Below are 16,423 nucleotides of genomic sequence, written 5' to 3'. Positions count from 1 at the left end.
TCCATGCAGATTGCGTTGTTTAAGGAAAGAACAGCAGGGCTCTAGGAGTTGGGAGCACATCGACGCTCCACGCCAGAAGAGTGAGGAATGCGGCCAGAGAAAGAGTGTGCATGTAGGCCGACATGAAGTCGCTCGCGATAAGAGGTCGCTTTGAGCTCCGTGCCCCCGATGTCGTCTTCTGACGCGTCCATTTCTGGCGATCCAAGCGAAACGTAATATGGACCTTCATCAGCGACCCAAAGATCTGATTGAAGTAAAGAAGGAACGGATAGAATACCGATACCCGCGGGCGCGACGTGAGAAGTGAAAGGGTCAATACGTAGCGCGATGTGAGAATCCATAATGCATAGAGTAGGAATGCGTACCCGCTGACAAAGATGGTGGCGATCATGGCCACTGCGAATCCAACAAGGGATGTCCACATTGACATGCGCTGGTCCAGGATGGCCCACCATGTAAACCAGCCGATTTTCTTCGGCCCCACCGCCAAGGCGCGCGAATTGGTGCGCAGCATATTGCCGAACCAGCGCACCATGAGCATGGCGGCAGATGAAATGAAGTTATCGGTCGGCGGATCTTCCACAGTCAGAACCACCACGTCTGGGACGTAGATCATCTTGTAACCGTTGCGGAGCAACCAGAACCAACTCGACTTGTCGTCGCCCGTCAGAAATTTGAAACGACCCAGCCGCCAGTGATCGATGTAGTCCAGCTCTACTTGGCGGATGAATTCCGGATTGCTGACGATGCTGGCGCGAAACATAGCCATGCGGCCGGTCAACGTCAGAACCCGCTCCGACAACCCCATGGAAGACATGAGCGTGTGGCGTTGGGCGAAGCGAAGCGCATACCATTCTTGGAAGATGCGTCGGCCTCGAACCTCGCTGACCTCATCAGTCGTGAGCGCACCGACTTGGGAGTCTAGTTGAAAGAAGCCCGCGCACTTTTGAATAAGATCCCGTGGGATGATGCTGTCGCCGTCGATGACGGCGACAACATCGTCGTTGGACGGGCATCGACGGGCAATGGCTCGGAAGCCATAGGCAAGGGCATCACGCTTGCCCGTACCGGCAATCCTGACCACGACCAAGTCTACTTTGTCTTGATCCGAGCAGAGGCTGCGGAAAATTGCCTTTACCAGTCTCTGATCGGCTGTCTCGACAATGGAGGCGACGACTGTGACCTTTCCTGGAGCCGCAAGAGCAGCCTCGAAAGCCGCCTTATAGACACGCCTCGTAACGGCTGCGTCGATCCGGAAGGTCGTTACGAGCAGGTAGGCGTTGGGTGCCTCCTGCGTAACGACGGCATCCGCTGCCTTCCGCATCTGCGGGAACACCTTCTTCCGGTAGATCAGCGCACGGGCAAAGTGCAGCCCGCCCCAGCCGTAACGCCAGATCGCCAGAAAGCCGACCGTGCCGATGAAGCCGCCACCGATCATGCCATAGGCTTCCGCCGGAAGTTCGACAGCAAACCCTGTGACGGCAACGACATAGAGCAAATGTGCCCATACCGACTCCGAGAGTCGGATACTGCTGGTATTACCAGCAGATTCCCTGATAAAAATCACCTGAACACCTTGTCTGATCAATACGGACGAGGTCGATGAGCGGACGACCGTCATCAACGACGCTCATCAAGCGCGCGGCTTCAGCACGATTCCCGAGAACAAAGACCTCGGCATGGTCGACGACTTCATCAATGTCCGCCGTCAGCAGCGATGCGAGATGCGGCAAATGTGAGCGCACGAATTGCAGATTGGCACCGGTGAGTTTCGAGACCTGAATATTCGGGTCATAAATCCGAATGTCATAGCCGCGACCGAAGAGGCGTTCAGCGAGTTCCACGAGCGGGCTCTCGCGCAGATCGTCCGTCTCTGGCTTAAAGCTCAATCCGATGATGCCGATGCGTCGTTTTCCTGTTGCAGCAACCATGGAATAAGCGCGGCGCAACTGCTCTTCGTTTGCCTCCATCGTTGCATCGAGCACAGGCGTCGGAACCTCGAGCTTGCGTGCCGCGAAGCGCAGTGCCCTCAGATCCTTAGGCAGGCACGATCCGCCAAAAGCGAAACCAGGCTTGAGGTAGGCCTTGGAAATATTGAGGCGTGTATCCGCGCACAGAACATCCATGACGGCGTGACCATCGATACCAGCTGCCTTGCAGATATTTCCGATCTCGTTGGCAAAGCTGATCTTCAGTGCGTGCCAAGCATTGTTGGTGTACTTCACTGCTTCGGCGGTGCGGATTGATACGATTCTTGGCTCCGCCTTAAAGATCTTATGTAGCTCCAACAGACGATCGACTGTAGCTTGATCGTGACGCCCGAAAATGATGGCACCGGGATCGTAGTAATCTGCGATCGCAGTGCTCTCCCGTAAGAACTCGGGATAATAAGCTACGCCGAATCCGACACCTGCCTGGCGCCCTGATGTCCGCTCCAACGCAGGCACGATGATGCTTTCCATTGTACCAGGCAGAATGGTCGAGCGCATGACAACGGAGTGGAAGGAATTCTTCTCTCGGATAGCAGCACCGATCTCTTCCGCGGCAGCGGCAACAAAGCCTGTATCGAGTGAGCCGTTCGGTCGAGACGGCGTCCCCACGCAAACAAAGGAGAGATCAGAGCCTTGAATGGCCTCACGGACATCATTGGTGGCTCTCAAACGCTTGTTGCGGATTCCATCCTGGATCAAACCATCGAGGCCCGGTTCGACAATTGGGCTGACACCTGCATTCAGAGGTTCAACTTTCTGCGGGTTTGGATCAACAGCGATGACATTATGGCCATCATTGGCCAGGCATGCGGCCGATACGGCTCCTACATAGCCAATTCCAAAGATACTAATTTGCATTGGGCTGTTCCCGATGAACAAGAGTGAGATCAAGGCGCAAAAAATGAGGCGCCGGCACAGGCCAAATAAATACTCTCGGCACCTGCGTTTTCTCGTCACTATTTCGGCTGGCGAGATACCCCCGAGGGATTAACAGGAGAACTACTCCCACCAAAGGGCGATTTAACTCGAAAGAATTCGAAACCTTTTGCAGCAAAGCATTTTGTGACGAATTATGCTTAAAACTTGCCACACATTGCCTCACGACAAGGTAAAACCTCCAGCCGTTATGCAGATTGAGTTTTCTGCTACACATGCGCTAAGGAGAAAAATTTACCGGCAAATTTGCAGCGAGGCTCTGCAGGATATTTAGAAACTTTGCCTGTCCGGGTGTAGTTACTGCACAAGCGCTTTCCGCTTCGCCCTAGAAGCTCAAGGCACTTAAACCTATAAGGTTTTTTGCTAAAACTTTTATTTTAGAACGCCTGAGTAAGCAGCAACTCTTCGTTATTTTTAGAACTCTTCAAGACGGATTTTCGCGTCCGACATCATCATGAGCGCAGTCTTTTTGTGCTGAGGACAAGCATACTCCAATTCCTCATAGCCCAGCTACGCTAAGGTGTTACCCCCAAGGCGCAATCGATAGAAAATTGTCCTTCGCTATATCAAGATTACTCAGCAAGGGACCTTTCATAAATGGCCACAACTATCACCGTTGCTCCGCCGACTGGAAACGCTCAGCAGGACATGGCTGCCATCGCTGCGGCTATCAAAGACGCCAATATCGAGTACATGAAGAATCCTGGAGCCGGCCAGGTTACTGTTAAACTGGCAGCCGGTACTTATGCAGTTACAGGCGATCCGGCCAACCCCTCCGTGGGTCCCATCGAACTTCTTTCCGGTGTCGCGCTCGTCGGCGAGGGAATGGGTGAGACCGTCATCAGGCTCGTCGATGGCTTCAACTTCAGAATCAACGGTATCGTGCGAACCGCGCTAACCGACGTTTCGGATGTTTCAGTCTCCAACCTGACGATCGACGGCAATCGCGCCAATAATGTCGGGCATCAAGCTGGCTTCATCTGCGGTGCGAAGGCTGATGAAGGTCACGTTCAATCTGACATCACGCTTTCAGGCGTTGAGATCAAAAACTGCACGGCCTATGGCTTCAATCCGCACGAAGTCACCACGAATATGACAATCGAGAATTGCGTCGCTCATGGAAACGGACTCGACGGTTTCGTGGCAGATGCTGTCGCCGGCGGCATCTACAGGAACAACGTTTCCTATGACAATGACCGCCACGGCTTCAACATACAAAATGCCACGACACAGCTCACGCTGGAAAACAACACGGCCTATTCAAACGGATCGGCTGGCCTGACCATCCAACGCGGCGATGTACCGCCGGAAGACGGATCACCTTTCGTTTGGGTTAGTGATATTCAGGTCGTCGGAGGTGAGTATTACGGAAACACGAAGGAGGGTATCCTCGTCAAACTGACAGACGATGTGACGATCGACGGTGCCAAGGTATACAGCAATCTACGCCAGGGCATCCGGATCGAGGGTTCGACGGACACCATCGTCAAAGGGAGCCTTATCTACAACAACTCGCAAGAGGCGGATAACACCTATGACGAGATCAACATCCGCCTGAGAGACGACAGCTCCATTACCGGAGGTATTTACTACTCAACTGGCACGCAGATCTTCAACAACAGCATCTATTCTGATGGCGCCGTCAACTCCCGCTGGGGCGTCCGGGAAGAGCCTACTAACGACGACGGCGGTGCGACCGGAACTTCAGTCTATGGCAACACTTTCTATGGTTCGGACGCAGGAGCCGTTTCTGTTCCGGGACAATTAAACCCGGTATTCGGCAGCGCCAGTAACGATTCGCTACCGGGCACTGCCGTGGGCGATGAAATGCATGGTCTTGGGGGTAACGACACCTATACCATCAATCATTCCACAGATAAGATCATTGAGCAGGCGGACGAGGGTACTGATGATCTCGCCCAATCCTGGATTACCTATACACTCGACGATAATGTCGAGCACCTGACGTTGATGGGCACCAGTGCCATCAACGGCTATGGCAATGCCTTGAACAATCGGCTGACGGGTAATGCTGCCGTAAATGTACTGAAGAGCTTCGGCGGAAACGACACTCTCATCGGCGGCGCAGGCGCTGACAGTATGGAAGGCGGCGACGGCGACGATACCTATTATGTCGATAATGTCAGCGATATTGTCACTGAAAAGGTCAATGCTGGCCTCGGCGGCATCGATACTGTCTACAGTAGCGTCAATTACCTCCTTTCCGGCGCGGTTGAAAGATTGATCCTGACTGGATCGGCTATCATCGCCAAAGGCAATACGGCATCTGGCAATAATCTGATCGGGAACGCTCTCAATAATATTCTTGACGGGTTGGCCGGCGAGGACCGGATGGAAGGCGGCCTCGGTAGCGACACGTACTATGTCGACGATACCGGCGACCTCGTGGTGGAAGCCCCCGGTGAGGGAATCGCGGACCAGGTCTTCACCTCCGTCAACTACACCCTGTCCGCGAATGTCGAGAACATTTCAGCTCTGGGTGTCGGAACGCTCATTCTGACCGGCAACGAACTCAACAATAAGCTCACCGGCAACGCTGCCGCAAATACCCTCAAAGGCGGAGTTGGCCACGATACACTCAATGGCGGACTAGGAGCCGACTCCATGGAGGGAGGCGACGGCAACGATGTCTACTATGTCGACAACGTTGGTGATCGTGTTGTCGAGAAACCGAATGGTGGCCTGGGCGGCTATGATACTGTGTATAGCAGCATCAATTTTGCCTTGAGTGCTGACGTTGAGAGACTGATTCTATCAGGAACGGCCTCTCGTGGAACCGGCAATGCCTTATCCAATACGCTGATTGGCAATGCGTCCAGCAATTTGCTCAATGGTGCCGAAGGGGCTGATCGTATGTCTGGCGGCAGCGGCAACGACGGCTATTACGTTGACAACCGTGGTGACGTTGTCATCGAAACATCGGCCGCCGGCGGCAGCGATTTTATTCGGACAAGCGTAAGCTATGTTCTTTCGAACTATGTCGAGAACATGTATGCTTTTGGCAGTTCTGCAATCTATTTGGTTGGAAACGACCTTAATAACACACTCTCAGGCAATGCGGCCAGCAATACGATCAGAGGTGGCAATGGCCACGACAAGCTGTATGGCGGCGCAGGGAATGACCTCCTCTACGGAGGAGCTGGGAATGACATTTTCGTCTTCAATACGGCTCTAAACAGTTCTCTGAACAAAGACAGCATCCTGGACTTTGATGCAAGATACGACACGATCAGACTGGAGAACGCTGTCTTCAAATCCCTGAAGTATACGGGCACACTAAGCTCTTCTCACTTCATCATTGGATCTGGCGCCAAGGATTCGAACGACTTCATTGGCTACAACAAGACCACGGGTGACGTTTGGTACGATTATAACGGCAGCGCTGCAGGTGGCAGGACCGTCTTTGCCAATATCGGTGCCAATGAGACGGTCACCAATGCTGACTTCTATATCATATAGGGAAGTGACTTACGAGGGCGACTCCACAAATATGGAGCCGCCTTTTTGAAAAGAGAACCCCTCTCTTCAAGGTTCAGACACGCATTGCAGCATGCTCGCTAAGTCAGCTCACTCTGCTGCTTTTTTGCACCTGCCCAAAAGAATGTTCAAGGCCTCAACGAGAGCCGAAAATGCCATAGCAGCGTAGATATAGCTCTTAGGCACGCACACCCCGAAGCCATCCGCAATTAGGGTCATGCCGGTCATCAACAGGAAATCCAGCGCCAGCATGACCATCGTGGGATTAGCCTGAACAAAACACGAGAGCGGATCGGCCGCGAGAAGCATGACGGTTACGGCGACAATTGCCATGATCGGGACATGATCCGTCATGCCGGCGGTCGTAATGATGCTGTCAACGGAGAAGATCAAGTCAAGCATGAGGATCTGCACGATAGCAGAGGCGAGGCTTATATCGGGCTGCTTGCCGTCGAAGAGATTCGGTCCATGATCCCGATCAACATTTTGATGGATTTCCTTCGCTGTCTTCCAGGCGGGAAGGAGCCCACGCGCGATCAGAATGAGGGCCAAGCCGATGCCGGTGCGCCCTGCTTGAGCCTGCCGATATGCGGGCAGCTTGTTGGTGAGGATGGATATGAAGGTGAGATTGTCAATACCGAGCACCACCTCCATGACGACGAGGGTACCAAGGCGCCCAGGCCGTCGGGTCTGCAGTCAGCGCGATGTTTTGATTCATCAGCCTATCTCGCGTGAAGCTCCTCCCTGCTTTGTCGCTGCCAAGCTTGTGCAAGAAGTGTTCAGCGCCATCTTTGTCTTCGATAGTCGATCGTTAGTGAACGTCGATCCATGGAACCAAGACAGGCTAGGCAAGCGTTCCCTTCCCACGAAACTAGGAGATTGTCATGGAAACACGGTTGCTTCCCATCGGAGCCTTGAGCTTGGCCTTGGGGCTTGCTGCAGCCGCGTCCTCCGGCAGCGCACAGCCAGCGCGGCCTTGGGTCGATCCACCTCCCGAGGCGGGAGCGTCGGCGCCAAGCGCTGCCCCTGCTCCCTCAGCACCTGAAGCCAAGGCTGCTGCCCCACAATCTTCAGCACCACCAGCAAGCACAACGGCAGTGACCAACGTCGGTGAGAAGATCAAGGGCCCTGCCCAGCAACGTTCCAAAGAAGCCTCTTCAGCGGGGGAACGGAAGCCGGTTGCGAAGAGCTCTGCCCAGCGGGCAGTGACCGAGCGCAGAGACGGCAAGTCTTCACGCGAAGTTACGACGGCGAGGAGCGAGCGCCAAAGACAAGTGAACCCGCGACGTGACGTAGCCGAGCAAACGATGCGAAGTACTCGGGCGGCCAGGGTGCGTGAAGGTCTCAATTCCGGCCTTGAAGTCATGACCCTACGAACCATCGAGTTTCCTGATGGAAGGCGCATTCAGATCCTGACGAAACCCCGGCCAGGCGCCATGTCCGAGCTTCTCGACACGCCGGAATGATAGCCCCTGCCTGCTAATGCAGGCGCACCCGAAACCGCGCCTGCAGGAAAATCAGGCGAGCGCCTTCTTCGCTCTCGCTATTCCTTTACCTGAATGGGAAACAGACAGGGCTGGCTTGGCGGAACCTTGAGCGCCCAGCATATTGTCCGAGCTACTGAGAAGATCTGCGATCTGTTCCTCAGGAAGTGCACGGGAGAACAAGAAGCCTTGCATCTCGTTGCATCCCGTTTGCGACAAAAAGATCTTTTGATCCTCCGTCTCCACACCTTCCGCAGTGACTGTCAAGCCCATGGCGCGGCATAAACTGACGATGGCCGTCACGATTGCGACGGACTCGTCCTGCTCGCCGAGGTGTTGCACGAAGGAGCGATCAATCTTGATCTTGTCGACCTCGAAGCGGCGAAGATAGCTGAGGCTGGAATAGCCCGTTCCGAAATCGTCGAGAGCAATCTTGAAGCCTTCCTGTCTCAGTCTCTTCAAGGCAGAGCGGGAAAGATCGCTGTCATCGAGCAGCAGACTTTCGGTGATCTCGAATTCTATGCAGCGCGGATCGGCTCCGGTTTCGCTGACAATCCCAATAAGGCGCTGAGCAAGATCGCCGGAGCGGAACTGGACCGGCGAGAGATTGACGGCAATCGACAAGTCGGGCCAACGCTTTGAAGCAAGGCAGGCTTGGTGCAAAACCCATTCGCCCAATAGCGAGATGAGACCGGCTTCCTCGGCAATTGGAATGAACTGATTAGGCGCAATCATGCCGCGGGTTGGATGATACCAGCGGACAAGCGCCTCAAGCCCGATAACGGATTGCCCGTCAACGTCAACCAGCGGCTGGTAGAAGAGCCTCAGATCATTGCCGGTCACGAGAGCCGCACGCAACTCCTCTTCGATCGTGCTGCGCATCTTTACGGTCTCATCCATGACCGCCGTGAAGATTCGGTAAGCATCGCGCCCTTCAGCCTTGGCCTGGTAGAGCGCGATATCGGCCTTGCGCATGAGATCGATGCGCTCGGAACCCGCATCCGGCGCCAAGGCAACACCGATGCTGACGCCGACGAAGGCTTGGCGGCCTGCGATGTCAAATGGCTTCCGGACTGCATCGAGGATGCGCGCACAGATGGTTTCAACATCATCGCGACCGGCTATGCCTGTCAGAACGATAGCGAACTCGTCACCGCCAAGGCGCGCAATGATGTCGCTGCCGCGTAAAAGGCCGAGCAATCTTTGGCCGAACTCCTGGACGACACAGTCTCCGGCGTGGTGGCCAAGCGTGTCGTTCACATGCTTGAAACGATCCAAATCGAGCATGAGGATAGCCAGCGGCTCACCCGGTCGTGCTCCGGCAAGAGCTCGATCAAGGCTGGCATCGAAAAGCGCGCGGTTGGGCAAGCCCGTCAGAATGTCATGAAAGGCAAGATGATGAGCCTGAGCCTCGCTGGCTCGCAGTTCGGCAATCGCCTTCCTCAACTTCGCCATCGAGCGCCGCAGCGAACGGGCGAGCAAGGTCATGACGCCGATTATCAGAACGCAAACGACAGCGATGCTCGGGCTGATGACGCGCAGAATGGTCGTTCCCGGCAGCTCAGGCCGCCAGATGAAATAGCCGATCAGGTTGCCCTCGTCGGATGTGAGGGGCACGCAGACTTCGCTTTCACCGGGTTCGTTCACCTGCGAGAATCGTAAGCCCTCGATCAAGTTCTGCTGTGAAAGCTGTCCCAGGAAGCTGCCATCAAGAAAGCGCACACTGACCAACAAAAATTCATTGCCGGGTTCCTGAGCGACATCGTCGTTCTCAGATACGAATTTCATGACGCTAACGGCTGCCGGCCTGCCCTCCAGCTCCAGCAGATGCGCGTCATGAACGGCCCGGCCGCTTGTCAGATAGGCATCATCAACGGGATGCTCGGCATGCCCGAAGTGGGAAGACCGGGCGTCACCACGAAGCCCCCGGATGAGACTTTGGAGGCTGGGGCGAATTCTTTCGAACTCTCCGGTAGCCGCGCGAATGCCGTCGATCGTCGCATCAACGGGTTCGTTGCGTGGGTTCAAGATATAGGTGCGATCATGACTGAAAGTCCTATGCAGCCAGCCGCCGATATTGGCATCAAGCCATTTCCCGTCGAGAGGAGACTTGCCGAGTTCAAGAATGGCTTCGTTCCAGACAGCAACCATTTCCTGCTCTTTGGCCAGCTCGCCGACGACAGCCCGAAAGCTGCGTTCGGTGGCCCGCTGCTGGCGTTCCATGGAAATTTGATCGCTTTGGCGAACAGCCCAAAGCAGAGCAAGGGCTGCCAGCACGAGCGCAGCGGTCGTGCTCGCTGCCACCGGCAGCAGGACCCGCATGGAAAAACGCCAGTTCAACTGGTCCAAAGAAGAAACTTTGCGCAAAGGTTCAGCGCCTCGACAGAATGCCTTCCTTATCAGGAAGACGGTATATTATAATGTTATTACATATTTTGGAAGAAAGAAACTGCATTTCTGCAAAACTGCTAAGCTTAAATAGAAACGACCCGAGCGGAGCCGCGCATCAGAAGCCATGCAGCAACTGTCAGCTGCGGCCTTTTGAGGGGAAATAAAGGTTGAACCTCTTAAGGGGTCCAGGCTTCAGTGTTCCCTCTGAGTGCGTTGGTGACTTGAGTGTTCCTTGCCCGGGTCTGGAACTCCAACCTCTAGCCATCGACGCAAGCCCTGCTTGAGGCCCGACCTGTCCATGATTGCACGACGGCCGGCGCATCGGGGCGCCGCCGCTCTACAAAGGCTCTTCAGGGTATCGAGAGTGGCTTGATGCTGATCGCGACGGGATCGCCTGTGAGCCCTTTGGTCGCTAGAGCAGGATTGACCTCCCGTTCGCCTCTAGCAGCCCTTGTCTCTTCTGCCTGATCTTTCGATCACCTGGAGCGGAGTAACCCGATGGCTGTTACCGAACCAGCGTTCTGTCGGGCCCTCGCCGATAGCTTCGGCCTCCAGAGCCACGGGCAGGCCTTGAGCATCGAGCGCAGCGCGGAACCGAGCCACACCCATGGGACGGGGCGCGTAGCGCAGAAACTCCTCCTCGCGGCTCCAGATCAATTTGACCGGTCGCCCCACTGCCTTGGAGAGCAGGATGGCCTGCGGGAAAGGATTGGCTGTCTCGTAAAGGAAATGCCGGCCGAAGAAGCCACCGAGCATGGGCGAGTGGATCCTTACCTTTTCCGGGTCAATCCCTGCAACGTCTGCGGCAGCTTTCTGGAACATCTCCGGTGCCTGGTTAGGCAGCCAGAGATCAAGCGTGCCGTCGGCGTTCCAACGTGCGAGCGCGGAGGGAGGCTCGAGCTGACCATGCACGAGGAAAGGGGCATCATAAGTCGCCTGCACCACTCGGGCTGCGCTTTGCATTGCTCCGGCCGCGTCACCTGCACTCTCAGCGGCATTGCCGGGCCCTGGAGTCCCCACGAACCAGGCGCGCAATGCTTCCGAAGAGAAATCCGCCGGCATAGCGTTGGCAGTGCCGGCGGCGGGCTCTGTCCATGTCACCCGGAGTGCCTCGACAGCCCGGCGCGCACGCCACCAGCGATTCGATTTTCGCTCCATGACGCGGAGCCAGAATTCACGCCCCACTCGCCCTCCATCAGGAAATGGGTGATGTAAACTTAGCAGCCGTCCAGATGCCGGATTAGATGCGGATGTTCGTATGACGCTATGAGATGGACTCATGAATGCCAGATCGAGAAGTCCTCGCGAGACCCGCTGTTTTGTCAGGTGAGAGAGGTCAGATTCAGGGAGCCGATCAGGCAGGCTCCCACCGCGAGACCTCGAATTCCTGGTGGGCACGATCTACTGCCTCTTTTCGAGACAAGTGCAACCCGGCGAATTGTCGAGAACACATGTCGCTGCTCTAGCCCCGTCTCGCAGAACCTGCACGCCTCGCCATGAACGCCAGAAGGCCTGCGGCGGCGAGCATGGCTGCACTCATACCGAAGGTGCTCTGGTACCCGCTCATATCGAAGAGAAAGCCACCAATGGTAGCACCCAGGGCGATCGCCAGCTGGATGGCGGCCACCATCAGTCCGCCACCGGCTTCGGCATCCTCGGGCAAGGTCCTGGTCAACCAGGTATTCCATGCCACCGGTGCCGGGGTGCCGATCAAGCCCCAAGCTCCGAGCAGGAACGCAGTTCCGGCAAGCCAGGTGCCGAGCACGACCAAGGCGACGGCAATCACCGCCGTTGCGAGCGGAATGGCGATCATGATGCCATACACACCGTTCTTCAGGAAAGACCCGATGAGGAACGTCCCGACGAGGCCGGTCACACCCAGAAGCAGCAGGATGAGCGACAAGGCTGAAACATCGACGCCGGTAACCATCTCAAGGAAGGGCCGCAGATACGTGAACAGCGCGAACTGCCCCATGAAGAACAGCGTGACCGCCGCCATGCCGTAGGCGAGCACCGGCCGGCGGAGCAGCCTGAACACGTTCCTGGAGCCGGTCCGCCGCTCGGAGTGCATCGATGGGATGCTCATCAGCAGCCAAGCCAGTGCGATGGCCGCCAGAGGCACCACGCAGAAGAACGCGCCGCGCCATCCGATATACCCGCCGAGAAAGCTCCCAAGCGGCGCTGCGACGGTTGAGGCCAGCGCAGTCCCGCCCTGCAGGACCGCCAGCGCGCGAGGAATGAACTCTTCCGGCACGAGCCGCATCACCGCCGCGGTCGACATCGACCAGAACCCGCCGATGGCAATTCCCAGAACCGCTCGTCCGGCCATGAGAGTCGCGTAGTTGGGCGCAAAAGCCACGACTGAACCCGAGACGAGCAGCAACAGGGTCAGGAAAAGCAGAACAGGCCGCCGATCACGACCCGCCGTCATCCCTGAGATGAACAGGCTCGTGAGCACCGCGAACATGCCTGAGATGGAGATCGCTTGCCCGGCCTGTCCTTCTGTCATGTGGAGATCGGAAGCGATCGGGGTGAGAAGACTGACCGGCATGAATTCGGAAGCAACGAGCACCATGCAGCACAGCGCCATCGCGAAGACCGCCCCCCATGCCGGAGAGCAGTCAAAGATCACGTCAGATGAAGAAGCAGTTCCTGCAGTCATGATGGCCTCAAGCCTTATTGATCGCCCGCGGGGGAAACCTGGATCGTCGCCAGGGGAGAGCATCCGTGCCGGGTGAATCTGGTTGTCGAGAGTTGCCTCTCAGCCGCGCAGGCATTGCCGCTGCGGCACCCGTGTACGGCGGGACTTCGAAGCTGGGACTAACTCGTCTCCGGCCTATCTAGGCTGCTTGGAGACCCGAACTATGGATTAAAATCTGCAAGCGCTTATGAATCACCTTCATGAATGATCACGAGGGAGTCCGGCCCAGGCATGAGAGTGCCGGCAATTTTTTACCTGCACGGTCAAGATAATTTTCTCGTGAGGGTGAGTAATAAGGTATTCTAGCGGGCACGGCGTTATCCGATGGAATTGCAAGATACGCATGGAAACATGAGAAGGACTCATGAATGTCGCGTGGGAACATCAACGACATCCTCGCATTTCTTGCCGTTGCAAAGGAACAGAGCTTCACTCGCGCTGCGGCAAAGCTTGGAGTTTCTCAATCCGCGCTGAGCCACACGATCCGGCAGCTTGAGGAGCGGCTTGGTCTTCGACTGTTGACCCGCACCACACGTAGCGTGTCGCCAACGGAAGCCGGCGCTCGCCTGCTTCAGACCGTTGGTCCGCGCCTGGACGAGATCGAGGCAGAAATCGAAGCCCTGAACGAACTCCGGGAGAAGCCTGCGGGGACTATTCGGATCACGACGGAAGATACTGCGGTCGAATTGATCCTTTGGCCGAAGCTGGAGAAGTTCCTGCCGAAATATCCGGACATCAAGGTCGAGCTGAGCATCGACTACGGTCTGACCGACATTGCGGCCCAGAGTTACGACGCTGGCGTGCGTCTCGGCGAGAGTGTTGATCGGGATATGATCGCCGTGCGGATCGGGCCGGACATTCGCTTTGCAGCAGTCGCTTCCAAATCTTACTTCGCGAAGCACTCGCGTCCGAAGACGCCGCAGGACCTCGTCAGGCATACTTGTATCAATCTGCGCTTGCCGACCTCCGGTGGCTTGTGGGCGTGGGAATTCGAGAAGGATGGCCACGAGTTGAAAGTGCGCGTGGAAGGGCAACTCGTCTTCAACAACATCCTGCGCGTCCTCAATGCTGCCATCGCTGGATTTGGCATTGCTTATGTTCCGGAGGGCTTGGCGCAGCCCTATCTCGCGAAGGGGCGTCTTGAGCGCGTCCTTGAAGACTGGTGCCCAGCTTGGCCAGGATACCACCTGTACTACCCGAGCCGCCGCCAAGCCTCCCCGGCATTCGCGCTGCTGGTCGACACCTTGCGCCATCGAGATTAATACGTCGACCGACCATGCGGCAGGCAAGGCTGCTAGCTGGTATGGCCGTCGAAGACGCTCTTGGCTAAACTGAGAATAATTTGGCCTGCAGATTGCAGGTCGCGTTTGGACTGGGTACGGCGGCGCTGCATTTATGAGCTCCGTACATAACTCCATGCAGAAATTCGCTCTAATAGCCCGTTCCTTCTCAGGTTACTTTCCGGCCGGAACCAATTGGTCAGGGAAGGTGCTCTCCAGATAGATCCTTACAAGCGAGAGCGGGTCGAGCGCCGGGAGATTCGGACGCTGGACCCCACCTTACGAGAAGAAGTGTTCGAAAGATCGGAGTGGATGGTGGTTCTGAGCTTCCCTGCCCTTCAGCGAAATGATCTGACTGACCCATATGGCTGGGCGCCTGCAGCGACCCATCTTGAGGTTCTCCACTTCGCTGCGGATGCAGGTCAGCGGGGGCAGCGCATTGCCTTGGTCACGATCACTGGCCTTACCGGCTCCTCGTCCAGGCCTGTCGGGACACTTATGGGGGTTGCTGCCGATGGCTCCTTCGCCGGCTCGTTCTCGGGTGGGTGCATCGAAGCAGCCGTTGTTGCCGAGGCTCAGGAAGCAATCCTGGAGGGGCAGCCTCGACAGGTGCGATATGGCGCAGGCTCTCCGTATATCGACATCAAGCTCCCCTGCGGGGGCGGTGTGGATCTACTGTTCCAACCTGATCCTGACCCAGAAGTGATCCGCCATGCAGTTGCGCTGCTTGATAGACGGGAGCCGCTCCTCCTCGTCCAGCATGCTTCCGGAGGCTTGACTGCCAGCGTCGGGACATCGCGTCAGCCAACAGGATGGCAGGGGGAGACATTCGTTTCCTGGCACGCGCCAACGCTGCGGCTCATCCTCCTGGGACTGGGCGCGGAGAGCCTCGCACTCGTCCAGCTCGGCTCTGCATACGGTGCGGAGATCACAATGCTGTCTCCCGACGCCCGAGTGGTGGCGCTCGCTGAGCAGATGGGAGGACAGGCGAAGCTCATGACGACGCCGGATCTGGCCCAGGATTTCGTTGCGGATGCTTGGAGCGCCGTCGTTTTCCTGTTTCACGACCATGGCTGGGAGCCGATGCTTATGGAGCAGGCGCTGGCTCAACCTGCGTTCTTTATTGGCGCTATGGGAAGCCGGCGAACGCATGCCAACCGCATCGAGAAGCTACGCGAGCGCGGAGTTCAGGAAGAGGCATTGGCCCGCATCGCCGCACCACTTGGGCTGATCCCGTCGGCACGCGATCCCGTCACCCTCGCCCTCTCGGCCTTGGCGCAGGTGGTTGACGGCTACCGACGGGTGACGACTTCTGGGCAGGCCCCCCGCTCAAGAGACCGCGCCACAGGCGATCAAAGCATTTTGTAATGCTAGAGCCGTTTGATTGCACAAATGTCTAGAGAATTTTGATTGCACAAATGTCTAGAGAATTATGACATTCATGACTAGGTGAGTGCCTACGTCGCCTGACGGCAAGACTCATGAGCCGCAGGCAATCCTTTTCAATCCTGCTGTTGTATCGACATCCTCCAAAATGGCCGGATCATCGACCGGACACTCTATCACGTCAGATCGCTCACGAAGGATTGGCCCAGCCCCGACATCTCCTGAAAGCTGCGCAACGGCGTTTTCGAGGCTCCGCGAGAGAACAACGGGATTGCCTCGTTTGCCGTTCAAGGTCGGCACCAACGCTGCCGGCATGTTCATGCGATCCCATATCTGCGCGAGGCTGTCGATGAGATCGGATGTGACGAGAGGCATATCTCCCAGAAGGATAATCGCCGCTTTGCTCTGTGGCGGGAGAGCGGCGAAGCCCGCCTTCAGGGATGACGAAAGTCCCTCACCGAAAGCAGCGTTCTGCATGATCTGAACAGGAAGATCATCCAATTCTGTCTCTACATCGTGATGCCGATAGCCTGTCACCACAATCACCGGATCGGCAACAGAGCCGACCGCAGCCTCGACGACATGCCGAATGACCGCCTTCCCATCCAAAGAAACCAAGAGTTTCGGCTCCGGGCCGAAGCGGGTGCCGCGACCGGCAGCGAGCACAATGACGGCTACATGTTTCGCACCGCAGCTGCTCATTGGGATATCGTTCGCCATCATGGCCTACCCGATCTTACTGACGTGAGGAGGTTC

Annotated in this window: 10 protein-coding genes and 2 pseudogenes; 5 read left to right on the top strand and 7 right to left on the bottom strand. The window is 56.7% G+C overall.

The genetic code is table 11. From position 1 onward, the window contains the following. Positions 1-19: 19 nt before the first annotated feature. Entirely contained in the window at positions 20-1,621 is a 1,602-nt protein-coding gene (locus tag ACUXUR_RS17490) for a glycosyltransferase (protein ID WP_445503629.1), read from the bottom strand. Continuing rightward, the gene (locus tag ACUXUR_RS17485; protein WP_445503628.1) at positions 1,539-2,849 is read right to left on the bottom strand and encodes a nucleotide sugar dehydrogenase; all 1,311 of its coding nucleotides are present in this window, start codon (positions 2,847-2,849) and stop codon (positions 1,539-1,541) included. Before ACUXUR_RS17485 ends, ACUXUR_RS17490 begins: the two co-directional genes overlap by 83 nt. A 675-nt stretch (positions 2,850-3,524) precedes the next feature. On the opposite strand from ACUXUR_RS17485, the gene ACUXUR_RS17480 reads away from it, so the two are divergent. Beyond that, positions 3,525-6,407 carry a right-handed parallel beta-helix repeat-containing protein gene (locus ACUXUR_RS17480; RefSeq protein WP_445503627.1) on the top strand — a complete coding sequence of 961 codons (2,883 nt, stop codon included), beginning with the start codon at positions 3,525-3,527 and terminating at the stop codon, positions 6,405-6,407. Between the two features lie 108 nt (positions 6,408-6,515). On the opposite strand, the pseudogene ACUXUR_RS17475 reads toward ACUXUR_RS17480, so the two are convergent. Continuing rightward, a pseudogene (locus ACUXUR_RS17475) lies at positions 6,516-7,143 on the bottom strand (TerC family protein). Positions 7,144-7,732: 589 nt separating this feature from the next. Between ACUXUR_RS17475 and ACUXUR_RS17470 the strand changes: the two are divergent. Continuing rightward, the gene (locus ACUXUR_RS17470; RefSeq protein ID WP_445503626.1) at positions 7,733-7,891 is read left to right on the top strand and encodes a hypothetical protein; all 159 of its coding nucleotides are present in this window, start codon (positions 7,733-7,735) and stop codon (positions 7,889-7,891) included. Between the two features lie 51 nt (positions 7,892-7,942). Here the strand turns inward: ACUXUR_RS17470 and ACUXUR_RS17465 are convergent, their stop codons facing one another. After that, positions 7,943-10,060: a putative bifunctional diguanylate cyclase/phosphodiesterase gene (locus ACUXUR_RS17465; protein ID WP_445503714.1), complete on the bottom strand. Its 2,118-nt coding sequence runs from the start codon at positions 10,058-10,060 to the stop codon at positions 7,943-7,945. Positions 10,061-10,602: 542 nt separating this feature from the next. On the opposite strand from ACUXUR_RS17465, the gene ACUXUR_RS17460 reads away from it, so the two are divergent. After that, a complete protein-coding gene (locus ACUXUR_RS17460; protein WP_445503625.1) occupies positions 10,603-10,716 on the top strand; it encodes an excalibur calcium-binding domain-containing protein in 114 nt (37 codons plus the stop codon). 91 nt (positions 10,717-10,807) lie between these two features. Here ACUXUR_RS17460 and ACUXUR_RS17455 read toward each other — a convergent pair. Then, positions 10,808-11,446, bottom strand: a pseudogene (locus tag ACUXUR_RS17455) (molybdopterin cofactor-binding domain-containing protein); the annotation flags it as partial. 316 nt (positions 11,447-11,762) lie between these two features. Next, positions 11,763-12,962 (bottom strand): MFS transporter, encoded by a 1,200-nt coding sequence (locus ACUXUR_RS17450; RefSeq protein ID WP_445503624.1) that lies wholly within the window; start codon positions 12,960-12,962, stop codon positions 11,763-11,765. Between the two features lie 407 nt (positions 12,963-13,369). On the opposite strand from ACUXUR_RS17450, the gene ACUXUR_RS17445 reads away from it, so the two are divergent. Both ACUXUR_RS17445 and ACUXUR_RS17440 read left to right on the top strand, forming a co-directional pair. Beyond that, the gene (locus ACUXUR_RS17445; RefSeq protein ID WP_445503623.1) at positions 13,370-14,263 is read left to right on the top strand and encodes a LysR family transcriptional regulator; all 894 of its coding nucleotides are present in this window, start codon (positions 13,370-13,372) and stop codon (positions 14,261-14,263) included. A 309-nt stretch (positions 14,264-14,572) separates the two neighbouring features. Further along, a complete protein-coding gene (locus tag ACUXUR_RS17440) occupies positions 14,573-15,649 on the top strand; it encodes an XdhC family protein (protein WP_445503622.1) in 1,077 nt (358 codons plus the stop codon). Between the two features lie 111 nt (positions 15,650-15,760). Here ACUXUR_RS17440 and ACUXUR_RS17435 read toward each other — a convergent pair whose 3' ends face one another. Next, complete coding sequence (locus ACUXUR_RS17435) at positions 15,761-16,369, bottom strand: nucleotidyltransferase family protein (protein ID WP_445503621.1); 609 nt, start codon at positions 16,367-16,369, stop codon at positions 15,761-15,763. Positions 16,370-16,423 lie beyond the last annotated feature (54 nt).

The sequence above is a fragment of the Microvirga medicaginis genome, from assembly GCF_052658925.1.
The sequence above is the reverse complement of the archived record's forward strand: the minus strand, read 5'-3'. Positions and strand labels throughout refer to the sequence as shown.